18 protein-coding genes are annotated in these 20,768 nt (G+C 65.7%); 5 read left to right on the top strand and 13 right to left on the bottom strand.

Annotated elements, in window-relative coordinates; genetic code table 11:
- Positions 1 to 123 precede the first annotated feature (123 nt).
- The 3 genes from AC3ANU_RS08890 to ychF form a co-directional block, all read right to left on the bottom strand.
- Positions 124 to 1,812: a peptide ABC transporter substrate-binding protein gene (locus tag AC3ANU_RS08890; protein ID WP_018768615.1), complete on the bottom strand. Its 1,689-nt coding sequence runs from the start codon at positions 1,810 to 1,812 to the stop codon at positions 124 to 126.
- 286 nt (positions 1,813 to 2,098) lie between these two features.
- Complete coding sequence (locus AC3ANU_RS08885) at positions 2,099 to 3,859, bottom strand: ABC transporter family substrate-binding protein (RefSeq protein ID WP_268001696.1); 1,761 nt, start codon at positions 3,857 to 3,859, stop codon at positions 2,099 to 2,101.
- Between the two features lie 85 nt (positions 3,860 to 3,944).
- On the bottom strand, positions 3,945 to 5,030 hold the full coding sequence (gene ychF / locus AC3ANU_RS08880) for a redox-regulated ATPase YchF (protein ID WP_026265763.1): 1,086 nt from the start codon (positions 5,028 to 5,030) through the stop codon (positions 3,945 to 3,947).
- A 90-nt stretch (positions 5,031 to 5,120) separates the two neighbouring features.
- On the opposite strand from ychF, the gene AC3ANU_RS08875 reads away from it, so the two are divergent.
- The gene (locus AC3ANU_RS08875) at positions 5,121 to 6,350 is read left to right on the top strand and encodes a DNA recombination protein RmuC (RefSeq protein ID WP_018769255.1); all 1,230 of its coding nucleotides are present in this window, start codon (positions 5,121 to 5,123) and stop codon (positions 6,348 to 6,350) included.
- A 98-nt stretch (positions 6,351 to 6,448) separates the two neighbouring features.
- On the opposite strand, the gene AC3ANU_RS08870 is transcribed toward AC3ANU_RS08875, so the two are convergent.
- Positions 6,449 to 7,528: a 4-hydroxy-3-methylbut-2-enyl diphosphate reductase gene (locus AC3ANU_RS08870; protein ID WP_026265762.1), complete on the bottom strand. Its 1,080-nt coding sequence runs from the start codon at positions 7,526 to 7,528 to the stop codon at positions 6,449 to 6,451.
- A gap of 9 nt (positions 7,529 to 7,537) precedes the next feature.
- Complete coding sequence (locus tag AC3ANU_RS08865) at positions 7,538 to 8,389, bottom strand: hypothetical protein (protein WP_018769253.1); 852 nt, start codon at positions 8,387 to 8,389, stop codon at positions 7,538 to 7,540.
- A 164-nt stretch (positions 8,390 to 8,553) separates the two neighbouring features.
- Here AC3ANU_RS08865 and xseA point away from each other — a divergent pair, with 164 nt between their 5' ends.
- Together xseA and AC3ANU_RS08855 are read left to right on the top strand one after the other, a co-directional pair.
- Positions 8,554 to 9,924, top strand: a complete 1,371-nt coding sequence (gene xseA, locus AC3ANU_RS08860) for an exodeoxyribonuclease VII large subunit (protein WP_134163753.1) — start codon at positions 8,554 to 8,556, stop codon at positions 9,922 to 9,924.
- Positions 9,921 to 10,139, top strand: coding sequence for an exodeoxyribonuclease VII small subunit (locus AC3ANU_RS08855; RefSeq protein ID WP_018769251.1), 219 nt, complete (start codon positions 9,921 to 9,923; stop codon positions 10,137 to 10,139). The genes xseA and AC3ANU_RS08855 overlap by 4 nt, the downstream gene beginning before the upstream one ends.
- Positions 10,140 to 10,204: 65 nt before the next feature.
- Here AC3ANU_RS08855 and AC3ANU_RS08850 read toward each other — a convergent pair whose 3' ends face one another.
- From AC3ANU_RS08850 to AC3ANU_RS08825, 6 genes are all read right to left on the bottom strand, one after another.
- A complete protein-coding gene (locus AC3ANU_RS08850) occupies positions 10,205 to 11,059 on the bottom strand; it encodes a polyphosphate kinase 2 family protein (protein WP_018769250.1) in 855 nt (284 codons plus the stop codon).
- A 50-nt stretch (positions 11,060 to 11,109) separates the two neighbouring features.
- Positions 11,110 to 12,330, bottom strand: a complete 1,221-nt coding sequence (locus tag AC3ANU_RS08845; RefSeq protein WP_134163751.1) for a pyridoxal phosphate-dependent aminotransferase — start codon at positions 12,328 to 12,330, stop codon at positions 11,110 to 11,112.
- 143 nt (positions 12,331 to 12,473) lie between these two features.
- Positions 12,474 to 13,436: an ABC transporter substrate-binding protein gene (locus tag AC3ANU_RS08840; protein ID WP_056394123.1), complete on the bottom strand. Its 963-nt coding sequence runs from the start codon at positions 13,434 to 13,436 to the stop codon at positions 12,474 to 12,476.
- Positions 13,433 to 14,179 (bottom strand): ABC transporter permease, encoded by a 747-nt coding sequence (locus AC3ANU_RS08835; protein WP_488315857.1) that lies wholly within the window; start codon positions 14,177 to 14,179, stop codon positions 13,433 to 13,435. Before AC3ANU_RS08835 ends, AC3ANU_RS08840 begins: the two co-directional genes overlap by 4 nt.
- Positions 14,176 to 14,889 (bottom strand): ABC transporter permease, encoded by a 714-nt coding sequence (locus tag AC3ANU_RS08830; RefSeq protein ID WP_488315856.1) that lies wholly within the window; start codon positions 14,887 to 14,889, stop codon positions 14,176 to 14,178. Before AC3ANU_RS08830 ends, AC3ANU_RS08835 begins: the two co-directional genes overlap by 4 nt.
- Positions 14,889 to 15,989, bottom strand: coding sequence for an ABC transporter ATP-binding protein (locus tag AC3ANU_RS08825; RefSeq protein ID WP_488315855.1), 1,101 nt, complete (start codon positions 15,987 to 15,989; stop codon positions 14,889 to 14,891). Before AC3ANU_RS08825 ends, AC3ANU_RS08830 begins: the two co-directional genes overlap by 1 nt.
- Positions 15,990 to 16,194: 205 nt before the next feature.
- Between AC3ANU_RS08825 and AC3ANU_RS08820 the strand changes: the two genes are divergently transcribed.
- Positions 16,195 to 17,211 carry a pirin family protein gene (locus AC3ANU_RS08820; protein ID WP_488315854.1) on the top strand — a complete coding sequence of 339 codons (1,017 nt, stop codon included), beginning with the start codon at positions 16,195 to 16,197 and terminating at the stop codon, positions 17,209 to 17,211.
- Between the two features lie 52 nt (positions 17,212 to 17,263).
- On the opposite strand, the gene AC3ANU_RS08815 is transcribed toward AC3ANU_RS08820, so the two are convergent.
- Positions 17,264 to 18,214, bottom strand: coding sequence for an N-acetylglucosamine kinase (locus tag AC3ANU_RS08815; protein WP_488315853.1), 951 nt, complete (start codon positions 18,212 to 18,214; stop codon positions 17,264 to 17,266).
- A 96-nt stretch (positions 18,215 to 18,310) separates the two neighbouring features.
- Positions 18,311 to 19,285, bottom strand: a complete 975-nt coding sequence (locus AC3ANU_RS08810) for a LysR family transcriptional regulator (protein ID WP_488315852.1) — start codon at positions 19,283 to 19,285, stop codon at positions 18,311 to 18,313.
- Positions 19,286 to 19,404: 119 nt separating this feature from the next.
- Here AC3ANU_RS08810 and AC3ANU_RS08805 point away from each other — a divergent pair, with 119 nt between their 5' ends.
- Entirely contained in the window at positions 19,405 to 20,643 is a 1,239-nt protein-coding gene (locus AC3ANU_RS08805; protein ID WP_488315851.1) for an MFS transporter, read from the top strand.
- The last annotated feature ends 125 nt before the right edge of the window (positions 20,644 to 20,768 follow it).

Here is a 20,768-nt window from a genome sequence, read left to right as displayed (position 1 = left end):
GTTACCTGCCTTCCGGTAAAGGAGAAAACGCGTTCATGAGTGCCTTCCTGCCGTTTGCAAGCCAATGGGGGCCCGGACGTAACCGGAACCCCCATCAGCCTTGACGGCAAGTTAGATCTGGGACTACTTGGCGGTGATGCCGTAGTAGAGGATTTCACCGTTCCAGCCGGTTTCGGCCTTCACGATGTTGTTGCTCCACACGATCGGCCGTGCCTGGTCCCAGAGCGGCAGGCCGGGCAGGTCCTGGAACAGGATCTCCTGTGCCTGGTTGAACTTGGCGTTGGCCTCGTCGGTGCTCTTGGCGGCCAGGCCCTCCTTGAGGAGCTTGTCGAACTCAGGGTTCGAGTACTTCTCGTAGTTGGAGGAAGCGCCCGTGGCCCAGACCGGTCCCAGGAAGTTGTAGAGCGACGGGTAGTCACCCTGCCAGCCCGCACGGGTCAGGCCCGGCAGCTGCTGGGACTTGCGCAGGTTCAGGACTTCGGCGAACTTGGCAAAGGGCTGGATTTCAGCCTGGATGCCGAGGTTGTTCTTGAAGCCGTTGGCGACGGCATCGATCCATTCCTTGTTGCCACCATCGGTGTTGGAGGCGATCTGGAGCGGCTTGGAGTTGTCGTACGGCTTGATCTTCTCAGCCTGTGCCCACAGGTCCTTGGCCTTGGCGGCGTCGAACTTCAGGACTTCGCTGCCCTTGATGCCTTCCTTGAAGCCATCGATGACCGGCGGCGCGAAGGCCTTGGCCGGGGTGCGGGTGCCGTTGAAGACCACCTTGGCGATTTCCTCGCGGTTGATGGCGTAGGACAGAGCCTGGCGGCGCAGCTTGCCGGCTTCACCCTGGAAGTTCGGGTTGTAGCCCGGGATGTTCAGGGTGGAATCGGTGGCTACCGGCTTGGTGGCGTTCCGATCCGGGAAGTCGTTGACGTAGGTCTTCAGGGCGTTGGACGGCAGGACATCGGTGATGTCCAGGTTGTCCGACTGAAGGTCGGTGTACGCGGGGCCCGGGTCGGTGTAGAACTTGAAGGTCACGCCGCCGTTCTTGGCGGGGCGGGTGCCGTTGTAATCAGCGTTCTTGACCAGCGTGATGGACTGGTCGTGGACCCAGGAACCCTGCTTCTCGAACTTGTAGGGGCCGTTGCCCACGGGGTTTTCGCCGTAGGTCTTGGGGTCCTTCAAAGCCGCGGAGGGCAGCGGGTAGAAGGCGGAGTAGCCAAGGCGCAGAGACCAGTCGGCCTCGGGCTGGGCGAGCTTGACCGTGATGGTGGAATCATCGGTCGCCTGCAGGCCGGACATGGTGTCGGCCTTGGGAGCGGGCGTGGTGGTGGTCTTGCCGTCAGCACCCTTGACGGAATCGACGGCGGAGACATCCTCGTACCCGGCAATGGATTCGAAGAAGAAGCCATTGTTCTGCAGGTTCTTGGAGTTTGCCGCGAAGTTCCAGGAGTCAACGAAGGTCTTGGCCGTGATGGCTTCACCGTTGGTGAATTTCTGGCCCTGCTTGACCTTGATGGTCCAGTTCTGCGCGTCCGACGAGTCGATCGAGTCGGCCAGCGCGTTGACTGCCTTGCCGTTCGCGTCGTAGCTGCGAAGGCCTTCGAACAGCAGGTTTACGACACGGCCGCCGTAGACCTCATTGGTGTTGGCAGGCAGCAACGGGTTTTGTGGTTCGTTGCTGTAGGCCGTGATGACCTTGTTCGGGTCGCCGGCAGCATTGCTGGCACCCTCATTGCTGCCACCGCCACCGGTGCCGCATCCGGTCAAGGCAAGCGCGGCGATTGCCACGATGCCCAATGCTTTGGAAGTGCGCGTAAAACGCATTCCGCCTCCTATGAGTTGTGGGAGAGATGTATAGGGGAATCTTGTGCTTCCCCGCAGGCCGGACGCAGCACACCGCTGTGACGAAACCTACATATACGGGTTAGCCTAACCGCACAAAGTCCAGATACTGGTACTCCGTTGCCAAACCGTGACCGGCGCAGTCAAATGCCCCAGGCCACAGTGGATAGTTAGGCACGTCACATGCTACTCGCCAGTAAGCCAGACGGCGAATCGGCTGGCGCGGCTCCCCGCAAGGGCCGGAAGACCTAAAGGAAACGCGGCTGCGTCAGGACAGACGCCAGTCCCATACGTTCCACCACACACCGAGGGGGCCGGGACTGGTCTTCACGCCGGCCACCTTGGAGTTGAAGGCAGTTGTGCCGAGGGTTTGGTAGAGGGGCAGCCCGTACGCGTCCTCCCAGACGTGCTTGTCGATCTCGGCCAGGAGTTCGTCCTGTTTGCCCAGATCCGTGGTCTGGGACAGTTGTTCCATGACCTTGTCCGCGTCGCCGTCGGAATAGCCCGTAAAGTTGCTGCCTGCCCCGGTGCGGAAGATCTGCGGCACCCGGCTCACGCCGGCCTCGGTCCCAATCCATCCGGACAAGGCGGCGTCATAGCCGCCACGGCTCAAGGCAGCTGCCCAGTCGGCACTCCCCTGGCCACCGTCCACCACCCGGAATCCTGCCAGGACGGCCGAGTCGCGGACCAGGGTGAACGCCCTGGCACGGTTGGGATTGTCGCGGTTGTAGAGAATCCGGACAGTGGGGGTTGCGCCCTTCAGGAGGCTCTTTGCGGCGTCGATGTCCACCTTGGCGTAGTTTGAGGAGCCGTTGTTCTTTACCGTCTCTTCGTATTTGGGCTGTCCAGGCAGGAAGACCTGCGAGTCCAGCGGCTTGCTGTCCGGCACCTGGTTTCCCAGCACTGCGTCCACGATTGCCTGCCGTGGAACCGTCTTGAGGAACGCTTCCCGGACGTCCTTGTCGGCGAACGGTCCGGCGAAGTTGAGGTCCAGGTGGTCGTAGCCGGACTGCTTGTACCGTTCAACGATGATGCCCTGGCCGGACAGGCCCGTGAGGAGATTGTCCGTGGCAGCCGAGGGCCGGGGCGAGATGATGTCTGCCTGCCCGTTGCGCAGGGCATCAACTGCGGCCGGCACTGCCCCGGTGAACCTGACGTTGATCTCGTCCAGCCAGGGTTCGGAACCCCAGACGTAGTCCCGGTTCCGGACCAGCTTCATTGAAACCTCCGGGACGATGTCGCGGACAATGTAGGGGCCGCTGGACAGGTAGAGTGCCGGATCGTCGGGAATGGATTTTGTATCGAAACCGGTATTCCAGAAGTCGCTGACCTTCTTGAGCGCGGGGTTCGATGCCGGCTTTTCCGGATTGCCCCGCGGGGTGTCCTTGAGGAGATCAACCAGGTCCTCCTCATCGTTCAGCCCGCTCTTGGCGGCGACGACGTGGGCCGGGAGGCCGACGTCGAACGCCACTTCCCAGTCGGCATACGGTGCTGCGTACTCGATGGTGATGGACCGGCCGTCCGAGCCGATTTCAGGAAACTGGGTGCCTGCCAGCCCGGTGGTGTCAGACGCCACGGAGAAGTACTTGGTTCCCTTCCCGGCCGCTGGATCGACGTCGTCGAAGTAGCCTGACCCGGCGGCCCAGCTTAGTAGCAGGTCGGCCGCGCCAATTGGCGCACCGTCCGACCACTTGACGCCCTCGTTGACTGTGTACTTCACCTTGAGCGGCTGGTCGGAGACCTTTTCGAAGTGCCCGAACTTGTCATTGCGGACAACTTTGGAGCTGTCATCGAGGTAGTAGAAGCCGGAGTGGGTAATGGCACCGATCTTCGAGTTGATGTCGGTATTGCCGTTGGCGCTGTAGGGGTTGAACGAGGAGAAGGCATTGACCTCCGCCACCGTCACGCTGCCGCCGCGCTTCGCCTCCCCCACCACCACCGAGGGGGCACTGGTGCCTGAGCAGCCTGAAAGAACCAGGGCAGCCGCCAATACGGCGATGAGCAACTGCATCAGACGCCGGACCGGCATGCCGCCTCCTTGTGTTTTCCCTCTCCGGAGGGGACTGGGTCGCCACGATCACGCCCTACAGACTCAGGATAAGCCGTCCGGCCGGTCAGACGTTGAAGCGGAACTCCACCACGTCGCCGTCGGCCATGACGTATTCCTTGCCTTCGATGCGGACCTTCCCGCGGGACTTTGCTTCAGCCATGGAGCCGGCCTCCACGAGGTCGTTGAAGGAGACCACCTCGGCTTTGATGAATCCGCGCTGGAAGTCGGAGTGGATGACGCCGGCGGCCTGCGGTGCCGTGTCCCCCTGCCGGATGGTCCAGGCCCGCGCTTCCTTGGGCCCGGCAGTGAGGTACGTCTGCAGCCCCAGGGTGTGGAAGCCGACGCGCGCCAGCTGGTCCAGGCCGGATTCGTCCTGGCCGTTCATCTCGAGCATCTCGCGGGCCTCTTCCTCGTCGAGTTCCACGAGGTCTGCTTCGAGCTTTGCGTCAAGGAAGATGCAGTCCGCGGGGGCCACCATGGCGCGCAGCTCCTCCTGCTTTTCCGGGCTGCCCAGGATGGCTTCATCCGCATTGAAAACGTAGATGAAGGGTTTGGCCGTCAGCAGCCCCAGCTCCTTGAGGTGCTCCATCTCCAGCTTGTCGCTCTTGATGGAGGAGTAGATGGTGTCACCCCGTTCCAGGACCGCCTGCGCGGCCTTGATGGCCGCAAGCTCGGCGGCCTCCCGCTTCTTGATCTTGACTTCCTTTTCGATCCGCGGGATGGCCTTTTCGATGGTCTGCAGGTCGGCGAGGATCAGCTCGGTGTTGATGGTTTCCATGTCCGAGCGGGGATCCACCTTGCCGTCGACGTGCACCACGTCGGGGTCATCGAAGACCCGGACAACCTCGGCGATGGCTTCAGCCTCGCGGATGTTGGCCAGGAACTGGTTGCCCAGCCCCTCCCCCTCCGACGCACCCTTGACGATGCCTGCGATGTCGACGAAGGACACGGCGGCAGGCAGGACACGCTGCGAGCCGAAGATCCCGGCGAGCTTCTGGAGCCTGGGGTCCGGGAGGTTCACTACACCGACGTTCGGTTCAATGGTGGCGAACGGGTAGTTCGCGGCCAGGACCTGGTTGCGGGTGAGCGCGTTGAAGAGGGTTGATTTGCCGACGTTGGGCAGTCCGACGATGCCAATAGTTAGAGCCACGAGCATTGATTCTACCCGTCCGGCCCCGGCAGCCCCTACCGGGGAATGTCATTGCCTTTGATTGTCAGAGGCCCGTGCAACAGTGAAGCCATGGATGCTTTTGCCTTGATTCTGGCCCTTCTCATGCTGCTGCTTGGTGCGCTTGCCGGCGCCGCGGCCACTTATTTCTCCCTGCGCAGGAACTCGCATGCCTTGGAAGCGGACTTTGACCAGGTGTCGTCCCGCCTTTCGGAGGTCACGGCGCAGCTGGCAGCGGCCGACGCCGAGCGGCGGCTTTTGGCGGTGCAGAACCGTGAGCTGGGCGAGGCCAGGACGCAGGACGGCAGTGTCCTGCGCGCCCTGGCCCCGGTGGCGGAGAAGCTGTCCGCTGTCCAGCAGCAGGTGGCGCTGCTGGAGCGGGACCGGGTGGAACAGTACGGCCAACTGGCGCAGCAGCTGCAGGAGGCAAGGCTTTCCGATGAACAGCTCATCCGGTCCACGCATGCCCTGGAATCGGCCCTGCGTTCCAACAGCGCCAGGGGCCAGTGGGGCGAGGTGCAGCTGCGGCGTGTAGTGGAGGCCGCGGGGATGCTGCGCCACGTGGACTTTGTGGAACAGGTGCACAGCGCCGGCCAGGACTCGGCTGTCCGCCCGGACCTGGTGGTGCAGTTGCCGGGCGACAAGCAGCTGGTGGTGGATGCCAAAGTCCCGTTGTCGTCCTACCTTGAGGCACAGGAACTGGGTGCGGTGGATCCGCGCGCCGGCCAGCCCTCCGGACTCCAGTCGGTAAGTGATGGGCGGAACCGGCAGGCGCTGCTGGCGGCGCATGCCAAGGCCTTGAGGGCGCACGTTGACGCATTGGGCACCAAGAAATACTGGGACATCCCGGGAAACTCTCCGGAACTGGTGGTCTGTTTCATTCCGGCCGAATCCATCCTGGCGGCGGCACTGACTGCCGACGCCGGGCTCCTGGATTACGCGTTGTCCCGCAACGTGGTCCTTGCGTCGCCGAGCACCCTGCTGGCCGTGCTGAAGTCGGTGGCATTTACGTGGCGCCAGGACGTACTGACGGACAGTGCACGTGAGTTGTTCGAGCTCGCGCGGCAGCTGTACGACCGGATGGGCACCCTGGGTGAAAACGTCACCAAACTGGGCTCTTCCCTCAAGTCTTCGGTGGACCGTTACAACGCCATGGTGGGCACCCTGGAAGCCAGGGTGCTGCCCACTGCCCGGAAGCTCAACACGCTCGAGGAGTCCGGCCTGGTGACACCTCCTGTTGTGGAGGTGACGCCGCGCTCGCTGGTGGCACCCGAACTCCAGGGCGACGGCGAGGCCGCCTGACAACGGGCCGCGGATGCAGGACGGGCCGGGCAGTCGTGTGACTGCCCCGCCCGTCTTTTACGTCTGGTTGGCGTCCGGCTGCTGATAATGCAGGGGACTCAGCTGCGGGGCCGGCGTCCGCCAAGGGCGCGGCTGACGTCGCCGGCCTGCTTCAGGGTTGCGCGGAGTTCCTTGGGCAGCGAGAACAGGAGGTCTTCCTCTGCCGTGACCACTTCCTCCACCGCGCCGTAGCCATAGTCTGCCAGGAGCCTGAGGACGTCCTGGACCAGGACTTCCGGAACCGAAGCCCCGGATGTGACGCCCACGGTAGCGACGCCCTCGAACCAGGCTTCGTCAACCTCGTTGGCGAAGTCCACCCGGTAGGAGGCTTTGGCGCCGTACTCAAGTGCCACCTCCACCAGGCGGACGGAGTTCGACGAGTTGGCCGAGCCCACCACGATCACCAGGTCCGCCTTGGGTGCGATCTTCTTGATGGCGACCTGGCGGTTGGTGGTGGCGTAGCAAATGTCATCGCTGGGCGGGTCCTGCAGGGTGGGGAACCGCTCCTTGAGCAGCCGGACGGTCTCCATGGTCTCGTCGACGCTCAGCGTGGTCTGCGAGAGCCAGATGACCTTCTCGGGGTCACGGACAGTTACCTTGTCCACTTCATGGGGACCGTTGATGATCTGGATGTGTTCCGGCGCTTCACCGGAGGTGCCTTCCACTTCCTCATGCCCGTCGTGGCCGATCAGGAGGATGTCGAAATCGTCCTTGGCGAAGCGGACGGCTTCCTTGTGCACTTTGGTAACCAGCGGACACGTGGCATCAATGGTGCGCAGGCCGCGCTCTTCGGCGGATTCGACCACTGCGGGGGAAACGCCGTGGGCGGAGAAAATCACCAGCGCGCCTTCGGGCACTTCGTCCGTCTCCTCCACGAAGATGGCGCCCTTTTCCTCCAGGGAGCTGACCACGTGGACGTTGTGGACGATCTGCTTGCGGACATACACGGGCGGCCCGTAGTGTTCCAGTGCCTTTTCGACGGCGATCACGGCCCGGTCAACGCCTGCACAGTAGCCACGGGGGGCAGCCAACAGCACCTTCTTGGTGCCGTTCACGGGGGCTGCCGCTGCTACGTCCTCAGGCGAGCGGCGCCTGCGTGGAATGGTTGGCATCGAGAGGGGTACAGCCGAGGTGGTCATCCCTCCATGCTACCGGCTGGCCCGCGCCCGTTTCCGGGATGCGAACAACGTCACAACGCCTGCTGCCATAAGAACGCCACCTGTCACCGTGGCCGCTGCGATCCACGTCTGGAAATCGGTGCCTGCGGCGGCCAGGAACTCGTCACGGAACATGTTGGCCACCGCGTTGCCGGTGTCCGTGGCCTGGGCACGGGCCGAACCCAGCTGTAAGGCCAAGCCCCACGCCCCGGCAAGGGCCAGTCCGCCAAGTCCGGCTGCCAGCAGCACGGTCCAGCGGCGCCGTGCCGCGACGAGAGCCAGCAGGAACGCTATGGCTGAACCGATGGCCAGGATGTAGCCCATGGGTGCGTACGTGGCCAGCCGCTCGGTCCATTGCCGCTGAACGGGCTGGCCGACATTGATCAGCGTTTGCTCCGGAGGGTCGAGGGGAAGCCGGGTGGTGCGGGAGATCTCCTCCGAGCCGAGGGCAACCAACGGGGCGACGTCGAGGGTTAACGAGGATGCCGAGGCACCGCCCTGCGGACTGGCCGCCGGGTCGGCGAAACTTAGGCGGTGGCTCCGGCGGAGCGTCTCCTCCCACGCCGCCGGATAGCCGGGAAGCCCGGTCAGGGACTCCGCCGCCTTCTCGAGCATCGGCTGGACCAGCCCGGACAGGAAACCGGGGACAGATCCGGTATCGATCGTTCCCACCGCCGCCGCAGCGAGTTTCCTTTGGAAGTCTGAGTCCTTGCCGAGTGGAGCTGCAAGCCGGACAAACCCGTCTTCCTGGACAATGTTCCGGTCCACCCACATGGCGGGAACCGCAACGGCGGCCAGGAGGATGCCCAGCACGGTGGCGATGGCAGAGACAAAAGTGCGCACAACAGGTCCTTCGAGGTTGGGAGCCTTACCCCATCCTAGGCAGGGTGGAAGGGCCGTCCCTGTCAGTGCCCGGTGCTACACCTTATGGATAAGGTTGATTGACCGCCCACAACAGATGAAGGACCGCATGCCCGCAGCACCAGCAGCCTCCCAACGGCGTCCGCATGTCTGACCAGGCCTCCCTTCCGGGTGCGGCGCCCACTACCCTGCCGGCCACAGCGGCGGAAACCAGCCCGGACAACCCCTGGCCGCTGCAGCTGTTGTCGCAGAAGCTTAAGGCGCATATCGACCGCACCCCGTCGGCATGGGTGGAAGGCCAGGTCATCGAGCTGAACCGCCGCGGCACCAACGCCTACCTCACGCTTCGCGACGTGGACGCAGAGGTGTCCCTTCCCGCGTCGGTGTGGACCAAGGTGCTGGAACGGCAGAATCTGCCGCTGGAGCGCGGTTCACGGGTGGTGGCCCTGCTGAAACCGGAGTTCTGGTTGAAGACGGGCAGGCTCAACATGCTGGTGCGGGACATTCGGCCCGTGGGATTGGGCGACTTGCTGGCCAGGATCGAGCGGCTGCGCCAGGCGTTGGCGGCTGAGGGCTTGTTTGCCGACTCACGGAAGAAACCGCTGCCCCTGCTGCCTCACCGCATCGGCCTGATCACCGGGCGGGATTCGGACGCCAAGAAGGACATCCTGCGCAACGCAGCCCTGCGGTGGCCGGCGGTGGAGTTTGAGATCCGCGAGGTTGCTGTCCAGGGGAATACCGCCGTGGCCCAGGTGGTCCGCGCCCTGCGGGAACTGGACGCCCGGCCTGAGGTGGACGTCATTGTCATCGCCCGGGGCGGCGGGGCGCTGGAAGACCTCTTGCCGTTCAACAGCGAGGAACTGGTCCGGGCAGTGGCTGCCGCCGCCACGCCCGTGGTGAGTGCCATCGGGCATGAGGCCGACCGGCCGCTGCTGGATGATGTTGCAGACCTCCGGGCTTCCACCCCCACCGACGCCGCCAAGCGGATCGTTCCCGAAGTCTCGGAAGAACTCGCCGGCGTGCGCCAGGCGCGGGAACAACTGCGGCGGTGCATGGACCGGCTGGTGGACCGGGAGTCGGACCGGCTGGCGGCCCTGCATTCCCGGCCCGTCATGGCGGCACCCGAAGGAATGGTCTCCGTCCGGGCCGAGGAAATCGAGCGGCTGCTGCGGCGGTCCTCTGCGGCCGTGAGCTCCACCGTGGTGCGGGCAGCGGACCAGCTTGAACACCTGAAAGCCCAGGTCCGGGCCCTCTCGCCCCAAAAGACGCTTGACCGGGGGTACGCCGTCGTCGAACTGGCAGGAGACCAGGCCGCCCGGATCGCTCAGGCCGGCCACGCCGTTGTCCGCCGTCCTGCCGAAGCGCCGGCGGGGGCCGCCCTGTCCATCCGCGTGGCAGAGGGGCGCTTCGGAGCCACGTCTACCGGCACCATGTCCACCGGGGCCATGTCCACCGGGGCCGGCGGGTCACAATCAGGAAACCCCGACCACCACCAGGAATTGGAAGAGAAGTCATGACCGAACAGAAACCTGAGTCCGACGTCGCAGCCCTGAGCTACGAGGAAGCGCGGGAGCAGCTCATAGCAGTGGTGGGCAGGCTGGAGGCAGGAGGGGCAAGCCTGGAGGAGTCCCTGGCCCTGTGGGAACGAGGTGAGGCGCTGGCGGTACGCTGCGAGGAGTGGCTGGAGGGCGCCCGGAAGCGGCTGGCTGCAGCCCGGGACCAGCCGCTTTAGGCAAACCCGGAAGCGGGGAAAACCAAACAGGGAAGCTGAAGCAGGACCACGGCCAGGGCCGGCCCTCAGGAACGGGCCACCAGCTCCCGCTCGGCAGCTACGTCGAACTCGGCCTTGGGCCACTCCAGCTTCAGGCCGGACAAGGCGCCGAGCAGCAGCTGCTGGACCGCGATCCGGGCGAACCACTTCTTGTTGGCCGGAACAACATGCCATGGCGCGTTGGGCGTACTCGTTTCGTCGATGGCCGCCTGGTATGCGGCCATGTAGTCCTCCCAGTGGGCCCGCTCGTCCAGGTCTCCCCTGCTGTACTTCCAGTGCTTGGAAGGATCATCCAGCCGGGCCAGCAGCCTCTCCTTTTGCTCCGCACTGCTGATGTGGAGCATCACCTTGATGATCTTCGTCCCCGAGTCGGCCAGCCGTGTTTCAAACTCATTAATGGCCACGTAGCGCCGCTTGATCTCGTCCGGGGTGGCCCATCCGTGGACGCGATGGATGAGAACGTCCTCGTAGTGGGAGCGGTCGAACACACCCACCATTCCGGCCGCCGGCACTTCCTTTTCGATCCGCCACAGGAAGTCGTAGGACTTCTCCTCGTCGGTGGGCGCCTTGAATGCCTTGAACTGGACGCCCTGAGGGTTCATCGCCGCCATGACATGGCTGACGATTCCGCCCTTGCCGGCGGTGTCCATGGCCTGCAGGATCAATAGGATCCGCTTGGTCCCCCCGAACCGGGATTCGGCAAAGAGCTTTTCCTGCAACCCGGAAAGTTCGTCGTCCATCTCCGCCAGCAGCAGCCGGCCGTCAGCCTTGTTGCCGCTGTACCCGGGGGTCGAGTCCGGGTCCACTGCGGCAAGGGAGAACCCCTCCCCGGCCCGAAGGGTTTCAGCAGGATGCTGGTCGAAGCCGACGACGCGGGCCATGGGAGTCCTTTCCGCAAGGTTGCACGGACCGGTAGGCCCGTGAGCACAGGCTAGTTCCCCTGGTACCTGGTTAGGAAGTCCCCCATCCGGCCGATGGCCTCTTCAATGTCCTTGACGTTGGGCAGCGTCACCATCCGGAAATGGTCGGGGCGCACCCAGTTGAAGGCACGGCCGTGGGACACCAGGATCTTCTGTTCCTTCAGGAGGTCAAGGACAAACTTTTCGTCGTCCCGGATGTGGTAGACCTCCGGGTCGAGCCGGGGAAAGAGGTAAAGGGCACCCCGGGCCTGCTGCGTGCTGACGCCCGGGATGGCGTTCAGCATGTCGTATGCCTTGTTGCGCTGCTCCAGCAGGCGGCCACCGGGGAGGATGAGGTCGTTGATGCTCTGGTAGCCGCCCAGCGCCGTCTGGATGGCGTGCTGGGCCGGGACGTTGGCGCACAGGCGCATATTGGCCAGGAGGTTGATGCCTTCGAGGTAGTCGGCGGCATCCTTCTTGGGCCCGGAGATGGCCATCCAGCCGGCCCGGTAGCCGCAGACGCGGTACGCCTTGGACAACCCGCTGAACGTCAGGCACAGGACGTCGTCACCGGTCAGTTTGGCGAGGTTCACATGGACGGCGTCCTCGTACAGGATCTTTTCGTAGATCTCGTCGGCAAAAATCACCAGGCCATGCTTCTCGGCGAGGGCGACGATTTTCTTCAGCGTCTCTTCCGGGTAGACGGCGCCCGTGGGGTTGTTCGGGTTGATGACCACGATGCCCTTGGTGCGCGGCGTGATCTTCGCTTCCAGGTCGTCAAGGTCGGGCTGCCAGCCGGATTCCTCGTCGCAGAGGTAATGCACCGGCCTGCCGCTGGCCAGCGCCACGGACGCGGTCCACAACGGGTAGTCCGGCGTGGGGATGAGCACTTCATCGCCGTCGTCAAGAAGGGCCATGAGGGACATGGTGATGAGCTCGCTGACACCGTTGCCCAGGTAGATGTCATCCACGTGGATATTCTGGATCCCGCGGGTCTGGTAGTACTGCGAGACGGCGGTGCGTGCCGAAAAAATGCCGCGGGAGTCGCTGTAGCCCTGGGCATGGGGCAGGTGGCGGATCATGTCCACCAGGATGGCGTCCGGCGCCTCGAAGCCAAACGGCGCCGGGTTGCCGATGTTCAGTTTGAGGATTCGATGGCCCTCCGCCTCCATCTGCTGGGCGGCCTGCAGGATCGGTCCACGGATGTCATAGAGGACGTTGTTGAGCTTCGTGGACTGCCTGAATTCTGCCATCCCTCAAATATGCCACAGGAAGGATGCATCCCCGTTGAGACGTCCACCACACGGCCGGCGGCGGCTGCCGGACCCCCGCAGGTCCGGCAGCCGCCGTCGTTAATCACCAGTCCGTACCCTGCCCGTGCGGACAGGGAACCGATTTACTTGACGATGCCCTTGTCCTTCAGCCAGGCGGTTGCTGCCGCCTTGGCGTCCTGCTTCTGGCTGCCGCTGACTGCCCGGTTGAGGTTGATCAGGTCATCCGTCGTGAGCGTGCTGGACACGGAGTTGAGCGCCTGCTTGGCCTTGTCCGTCATCTTGGCCTTGTTGTACAGCGGCAGGACCTGCTGGGCGATGAAGTTGTTCTTCGGGTCCTCCAGCACCACCAGGTCGTTGTCCGCGATGGACGGCGTGGTGGTGTAGATGTCGGCCACCTGCACCTGGTTCTCCAGCAGCGCCTTGAGCGTCACCGGGCCGCCGCCGTCGCTGAAGGGCTCCAGCTTCTTGGGGACGCAGTTGTAGTTCTTCTTCAGTCCGGGCAGGCCGTACGCGCGCTCGGCGAACGTGGCCGGAGCCCCCACTACGATCTCGCTGCAGACCTTGGCCAGGTCCTCGATGGACTTCAACTGGTACTTCTCCGCCGTTGCCTTGGTGACCACCATGGCGTCCTTGTCCTCGGCCTTGGACACGTCCAGCACGCCGAGTCCGTCCGGCAGCTTGCCGGGCAGTGCCTTGGCGATGTCACCGGCGGAGACCTCCTTGGCTTCCTTGTCCACGTACAGCAGCAGGTTGCCGCTGTAGTCCGGCACCACGTCCACCGAGCCGTCCTGGACGGCCTTGAAGTAGACCTCGCGGGAGCCGATGTTCGGCTTGGTGGTGGCGGTGATGCCGTTGGCGTTCAATGCACCGGCATACAGCTCGGCGATGATCTGGCTCTCCGGGAAGTCGGCTGAACCCACCACGAGGGAGGTCGCCCCGCCCGATGCACTGCCGCTGGTGGCCGGCGGGTTCTTCAGCGGATCGGACGACCCCCCGCAGGCGGACAATGCCACTGCCAGGCCAAGCCCGGCGGCCAGACCGCTGAACGCCCGCCTTCCGAGGCGCTGGGGACGGCTATCTTTCATGACTTACCTCCTTGAACAACAGTCTCCGCAACAACGGGGTCTGTGAGATCAACCGCAGCCTCATGGCTGCGGTAGGACAGCTTCGAGGCCCCTTGGGTCAGGAACAGCCTCTGGAACAGGGACAGGACAAGGTCGACGGCGATCGCCAGCGCCGCGATGAGGAGGGAACCTCCCAGCATCTGGGGGAAGTCGCTAAGGACAAGGCCGTCGAAGAGACAGCGGCCCAGGCCACCTAGGTTGATGTAGGCAACGACGGAGACGGTGGCGATCACCTGCAGCACGCCGGTCCGGAAACCGCCGAACATGACGGTGAGTGCGTTGGGCAGCTCGGCCCGGAACAGGACCTGCAGTTCAGTCATTCCCATGGCCCGGGCCGCGTCCACCACATTCCGGTCCACGCTGGAGATGCCGGCATACGTCCCGGCCAGCAGCGGGGGCACGGTGAGGATCACCAGCGCCCAGATGGGAGGCATCAGCCCGATGCCGGCCAGCAGAACGAACAGGATGAGCAGGCCCAGGGTGGGCAGCGCGCGCAGGGCTCCGGCCAGGGCGACGACTGCCACCCGTCCCCTTCCCGTGTGGCCGACAAACAGCCCGACGGGAACGGCGATGGCAGTGGCGATCAGCATGACGAGTCCGGTGTACTGCAGATGCTCCAACAGCCGGGCGGGGATGCCCATGCTTCCGGACCAGTGCAGGGGGTCGGAAAGCCAGGCGAAGGTATCTGAAAAGACGTTGCTCACGCTGCTTCTCCCGCCAGGGTGGCGCGCTCCGCAGCGGCGGGCGCAGTGCCGCCTTCATCCCTGCGGCCCCGCCGCGTTCCTGCCCGTTCCCACGGAGTGAGGATGCGTTCCAGCAGGACGAGGACGGCATCCATCAGCAGCGCGAGGATCAGGATGGCGACGATCCCCACCACCACCTCGGTGACGAAGTCGCGCTGGAGGCCATCGGTGAAGAGCATGCCCAGGTTGCCGACACCCAGCAGGGCGGCGACGCTGACCAGCGAGATGTTGCTGACGGACACCACCCGCAGCCCGGCGAACAGGACCGGCAGGGAGAGCGGCAGGTCCACCTGCAGGAACCGGGCCAGCGGCTTGAAGCCCATGGCCTGCGCGGCCTGGCTGACGTCTGCGTCCACGGAATCGAAGGCATCCAGGGCGGCGCGCACCAGCAGTGCCACGGCATAGATGGTCAGGGCCACCACCACGTTGAGGGGATCCAGGATCCGGGTGCCCAGGATGGTGGGCAGGATGATGAACAGCGCCAGCGAGGGGATGGTGTAGAGGAGGGAGGAAGCCGTCAGGACCACGGAGCGGAGTGCACTGTTCTGCCGTGCCAACTGCGCCAGCGGAATGGAAATCAGCAGGCCCAGGGCCATGGGAACGAGTGCCAGCACCAGGTGCTGGCCGCCGCGTTCCAGGATCATGCCGGCGTTGGCCAGGAACCATTCCATCAGAGGGCAGCCTGCCGCAACTGGCGCGCCTCTTCGATCAGCGCCAGGACCTCACCGCCGCGGACCACGCCCAATACCGTGCCATCGGTATCAACGGCGACACCGAGGCCCGACGGGGACGACAGGGCCGCGTCAAGGGCCCGCCGCAGGCTCTCTCCCGGACGGAACAGCGACCCACCCGGAACGAGCTCGGTCTCGGTCCCTGGTGCCGACCATCCCAGGGGATGTTTGTCCGCATCCACCACCAACTGCCAGCCACCGGCAGCACTGGCATCAGACTCATATCCGTCCGGAGAGCGGACGATCGTGGGCACGGGATGGATGGCCACGCCGTCGGACGGCGTGAAGCCCAGGTGGCGGAAGCCGCGGTCCCGCCCCACGAAGGATGCGACGAAGTTGTTGGCCGGTGCCCGCAGGATTTCCTCCGGGGTGGCGTACTGGGCCAGCTTGCCGCCGGTGGCAAAGACGGCGACCCTGTCGCCCAGGATGGTGGCCTCGTCGATGTCGTGGGTTACGAACACGATGGTCTTGGCCAGGTCCTTCTGGAGGCGCAGCAGTTCCTGCTGGAGTTCGTCCCGGACAACGGGGTCCACGGCGCTGAACGGCTCATCCATGAGGAGAACAGGCGGATCTGCGGCGAGCGCGCGTGCAACGCCAACGCGCTGCTGCTGGCCGCCGGACAGCTGGGACGGGTACCGCTTGCCGAGGGAGTGCGCCAGGCCCACCACGTCCAGGAGCTCCTCTGCGCGCTTCCGGGCGTCAGCTTTGGAGACGCCGTTCAGCCGAGGAACGGTGGCGATGTTGTCGAGGACCGAGCGGTGCGGCAGCAGACCTGCCGACTGCATGACGTAGCCCATGGAGCGGCGCAGTTCGGCCGCCGGCACCGTGGTGACATCCCGGCCGTCCACGGTGATGGTCCCTGACGTGGGTTCCACCATGCGGTTGATCATCCTGAGCGATGTTGTTTTACCGCAGCCGGAAGGACCCACGAAGACCGTCACAGTGCCTTTGGCAATGGACATGGACAGCCCGTCCACCGCCGGCTGGCCGCCCGGGTACTGCTTGGTAACGCTCTGGAACTCGATCATCGCCTGGTCCATGGTGCGGACTTACCTGTTCTCTTGGACGGGCTGTTGTCAGCACCGCGACATTGCCATCAGCACGCTGATAGTTACGGTAACCCAAACGGGGGCCGGCTTCAGCAGATGAGGCCCTAATCCCCGCAAAGGAATCCCTACTGTAATCATTCGGTACCCCGCTTGGCGTGGATGGGTAGCCGAAGCCGGGCGGGCCTAAAGTGGAGGCGTGACCAACTTGGAAGTTTCACCCCAGCAGGAAGTTTGTCCGCCCGCACCTGCCGGAGGCACGTCGGGCCCGTGCCTGCAGCTGTGGCCCGAACGTGAGGTGCCCCTGGGCGGGGTGCGCGCCATGAACGTCAAGCGCACCCTGCCCCAGCGCGGACTGCCCACCATCGGCGCGTGGTGCTTCCTGGACAGCTTCGGGCCGGACCGTACCCCCATGTCTGTCCTCCCCCATCCCCATATCGGGCTGCAGACGGTGACGTGGCCGCTGGCTGGGCACATCCGACACCGGGACAGCGTTGGCAGCGACGTGGTAGTGCGCCCCGGGGAGCTGAATATCATGACGGCGGGGCACGGGGTCTCGCACTCTGAATTCGCCGTGCTTCCCGACGGCGGGGAGTTGCCGCTGCAGCGGGGCCTGCAGCTCTGGGTGGCCCTTCCCGTCGGGGAGAGAAACCGGGAGCCGGCGTTCGAACAGCACCGGGAACTGCCGCGCGTCGCCGGCCACGGCTTCACCGCCACCGTCATGGTGGGTGGGTTTGCGGGCGTCGTGTCCCCCGCGACGATGTTTTCGCCGATCGTTGGCGCGGACGTTTCCTGCGAAGGGGACGCGGTACTGCCACTGGACCCCGCCTTTGAGCACGGCATCCTGGTGCTCGACGGCGGCCTGGCGGTGGACGGGCAGGACCTGCCGGCGGGGCCGCTGGGCTACTTGGGCACCGGCCGAAGCGAGCTCCGGATGGAGGCCCGCCCCAGCACGCGGTTCCTGCTGATTGGCGGTGAGCCGTTCGGTGAAGAACTGCTGATGTGGTGGAACTTTGTGGGCCGCACCCACGACGAAGTGGAGCAGGCCCGGGAGGACTGGGAAGCGCAGGCCGGGCTGCCGGATGCCGAAACGGCTGCGGCCAGGTATGGACTGGTGCCAGGCCACGGTCCGGAGGCCGGGGCGGAGGCCGGCCGCATTCCCGCTCCCCCGCTGCCCGGCGTGCGGTTGACGCCCCGTAAGCGCGCCGTCGACTAAGCGCGCCGCCTGGCCCGCTGACGGGCAAGCGCGGTTTGGTTCCTGTCGGCCGTCAGGCCGGTTCGGCCAGGAGTTGCAGGACGCCGAACACCGGTTCCTGGTCCAGGACCCTCACGTCAGTGATGCCGCCTGCTTCGAGGTTCCGGCGGAATGACTCCTGCAGCGGTGCCACGTTCATGCCCAGGCCGCCGCCCAGGATCACCGGACCTTCAACTTTCAGCTGGCCCAGCACCTGCCCGGCCAAGGCGGCAAGGTCGCGGCCGGCCTGCTCCAGCAGGGCTGCACTGTCCTGGTGCCCGGCAGCGGCCGCTTCCACGACATGCCTGGCCTGCTGGGCCCAAAAGCGCCGTCCCGTGTCCGGGGAATGGAACAGCGCAATCAGCTTGTTGGGGTGGTCCAGGCCGCAGGATGCCAGGAGGGATGCCGTGAGCTGGTCAATCGGCAGGCCCTGGTTCATCCTGCGCAGGCTGTGCCGGACCGCTTCCCTGCCCAGCCAGTAACCGCTGCCCTCATCCCCCAGCAGGTAGCCCCATCCGCCCGCCCGGGCCTCGCCGCCGTCGGCGTTGCGTCCCCAGGCAGCCGAGCCGGTACCTGCAATGACCGCAACTCCCGTACTGGCACGGCCCGCGGCCAGCAGCAGGCGGGAGTCGTGGACAACGGTGATGCGGGCTTCCGGGACGAGTGGCTGGATCAGGGCCGCCAGGGCGGCGGCGTCCTCGTCGGTATCGATTCCGCCGGACCCTGCGTACACCCGGTCCACGCGGCCGCCACCGATCCTGGCGAAAAGCTCCGCCAGGTTCCGTGCTGCCTGGTCGCGGCTGACGTTCTGGACGTTGGAGCTCCCCGCCGCATCGTCCCCGACGGGCACTCCGTCTTCAAAGCGGATGCCGTGTGTCTTGGTGCCGCCGATGTCCAGGCCGATCGTGACGCCGTGCAGTGGGTTGCCTGGCGAGTCCGTGGCGTGCTGGTCGGGACTGGTGGAGGGGTTCTGGGTGTTCGTCACGTCACAAGGGTACTTGCGTGGCCTGGCTTTGGGGCGCCGCGCCTGCCTTCCGCGGAGGCGCGGCCGCCACCCGCCGTCGTCATCCGGTTCCCCGGGTCAGCGGCCCGCCCTGGTGACCAGCCCGGCCAACAAGTGTGGCCCCTGGGCCACCACCAGCTCGCGGAAGAGCCTGGCGGGAACGGGTTCGGTTTCGGGTTTCCGGCGCCGCCAGCTCACTCCGACTTCCCGGAAGGCCAGCTCCGAGTCCAGCGGCACCTCCACCCAGCCGAGGTCTCCGGTTTCCGGGCGCAGCGTCCTGCCGGGGGCGTCGCCGCCGGGCGGCAGGATGCTGACGCCCAGGCCTGCCGAGACCAGTCCGCGGACCGTGTGTGAATCCTGGCTCTCGAAGGCGATCCGCGGCCGGTATCCCGCCTCGCGGAACAGGGCGTCCGTCAGCGAACGCAGCCCGTATCCGGTTCCCAGCGCCACGAACGGTTCCGTCCGGATATCGGCCAGCCGGGCCATCCGCTGCCTGGCCAGGGGATGGGCGTGATGCACCACCAGCCGGAGCGGTTCCCGGTACAGCGGGGCCGAATCGAGGGTTTTGCCCGCCGGCGCCACGGGAGCGGTGAGGGCCAGGTCCGCTTCCCCGGATGACAGCTCTTCAAGGCATGCGCTCCGGGCGCCCTGGCTGAGCCGGAACCCGGTCCCGGGATGCCGGGCACGGAAGGCGCTGATCAGCAGGGGCAGGGTGGCCTCGCCGAAGGTGTGCTGGAAAGACAGGGACACGGTGCCCCTGACCAGTTCGGACTCGTTCCGGACAAGGTCCAGGCCGGCCTGGACCTCCGCGAGCGCCTGCTCGATGTAGGGCAGCAGGGTGCGGGTTGCGGGCGTCAGGCGGACACCGCGGCCGTCCCGGACCAGGAGTTCGGTGCCGACGGCGGCGCTGGCCCTTGCCACTGCCCTGCTCACCGTCGATTGGGGTAATCCGAGGAGTTCGGCCGTCTCCGTGACGTGTTCGGTCCGTCCCAGCTCGGCGAGTACCGGCATGAGGGGCAGCAGTTGGGCCAACTGTTTCCGGTCCGGTTCCATGGCTGCTCCCTTGCCGGCTCCCGAGCTTTCCCGGAACCGGGAAGCAATCCGATATTGCTATCAGTTTGGCATGAAATATGCATTGGAAGCATTCATTGCTCGGGGACTACGCTTGCTTGATGCCACAGAAAGCGAGCTCCGGCACGGCGGCTTCCCCTCCGTGGAACGGCCATCCCAAGGGGTCCAGGGCCTACGGGCGGATCCTGGCCGGTCTGTCATGCGCAGGGGTTGCAACGTTCGCGCAGCTTTACTCCACCCAGGCGGTCCTGCCCCTCCTGGCGGCCGATCTGCGCGTCACTGCCGCCGAGGCTGCCCTCACCATTTCCCTGGCCACCGTGGGTTTGGCCGCAACCGTGATCCCCTGGTCCTTCCTGGCGGACCGGATCGGCCGGGTGAAGGCGATGATGTGGGGCATCACGGCGGCCACGGTGCTGGGACTGCTGGTGCCCCTGTCCGCCAGCTTCGGCATGCTGCTGGTCCTCCGGCTGTTGGAGGGGATGGCGCTGGGCGGAATCCCCGCCATCGCCATTGCCTACCTCAACGAGGAGGTCAGCAAAGCGCACGCCGCGCTTGCCGCCGGAAGCTATGTTGCCGGGACCACCCTGGGGGGACTTTCAGGGCGGCTCGTGGCCGGCCCTGTCGGCGAACTCTGGGGGTGGCGGTCGGCAGCCCTGGCAGTTTCCGTGCTGGCGACGATTGCCGCCGCCGCCTTCCTTGTCCTGGTGCCCCGGGCCAGGGGTTTTGTTCCTGCCCGGGCCGCCGGACTCCGGAGCGCCGTCCGGACGCTCGGGGGCCACCTTAGGAACATCCGGCTGCTGGCCCTGTATGCCCAGGCCTTCCTGATGATGGGCGGGTTCGTGGCCGTCTACAACTATCTGGGGTTCCGGTTGTCGGGCGCCCCGTTCGGGCTGCCGGCCACCGTGATCAGCCTGATCTTCCTGGCCTATCTGTCCGGCACCTTCTCCTCCCGCTGGGCAGCGGGGATGACCTCGAAATACGGGCGCCGAAACGTGCTGCTGGGCGGACTTGGCCTGGCTGTTGGCGGTCTCGCCCTGACCCTCACCCCGTCCCTGGTGCTGATCCTGTGCGGGCTGGTGGTGTTCACGGGCGGCTTCTTCGCAGCCCACAGCATCGGCTCCGGCTGGACGGGCGCCATCGCCAGCACCGGCCGCGCGCAGGCAGCGTCCCTTTACAACCTGGCCTACTACCTGGGCTCCAGCCTCCTGGGCTGGGCAGGTGGCCTGGTCTTCCAGGCCTGGGGCTGGAACGCACTGGCTGGAGCCGTGATCGCCCTGGCGTGCCTCACTGCCGCAACTGTCGCCGTCGTCCATTCCCGCGCGGAAACGGCCGCTGCCTGACTCGGCGCCGCACTCGAATTAACACGCTCCAGCAGCTTCGAGGATAGAGCGGATGTTCGGCAGGACGCGTGCCTGTGGAGCCGATGGCGGAGATTCTGCGGTCTAGGATGAACTAAGGACCGTGT

It is taken from the genome of Arthrobacter sp. SDR-2R (assembly GCF_057747955.1).
This window is presented reverse-complemented; position numbering and strand designations above follow the sequence as displayed.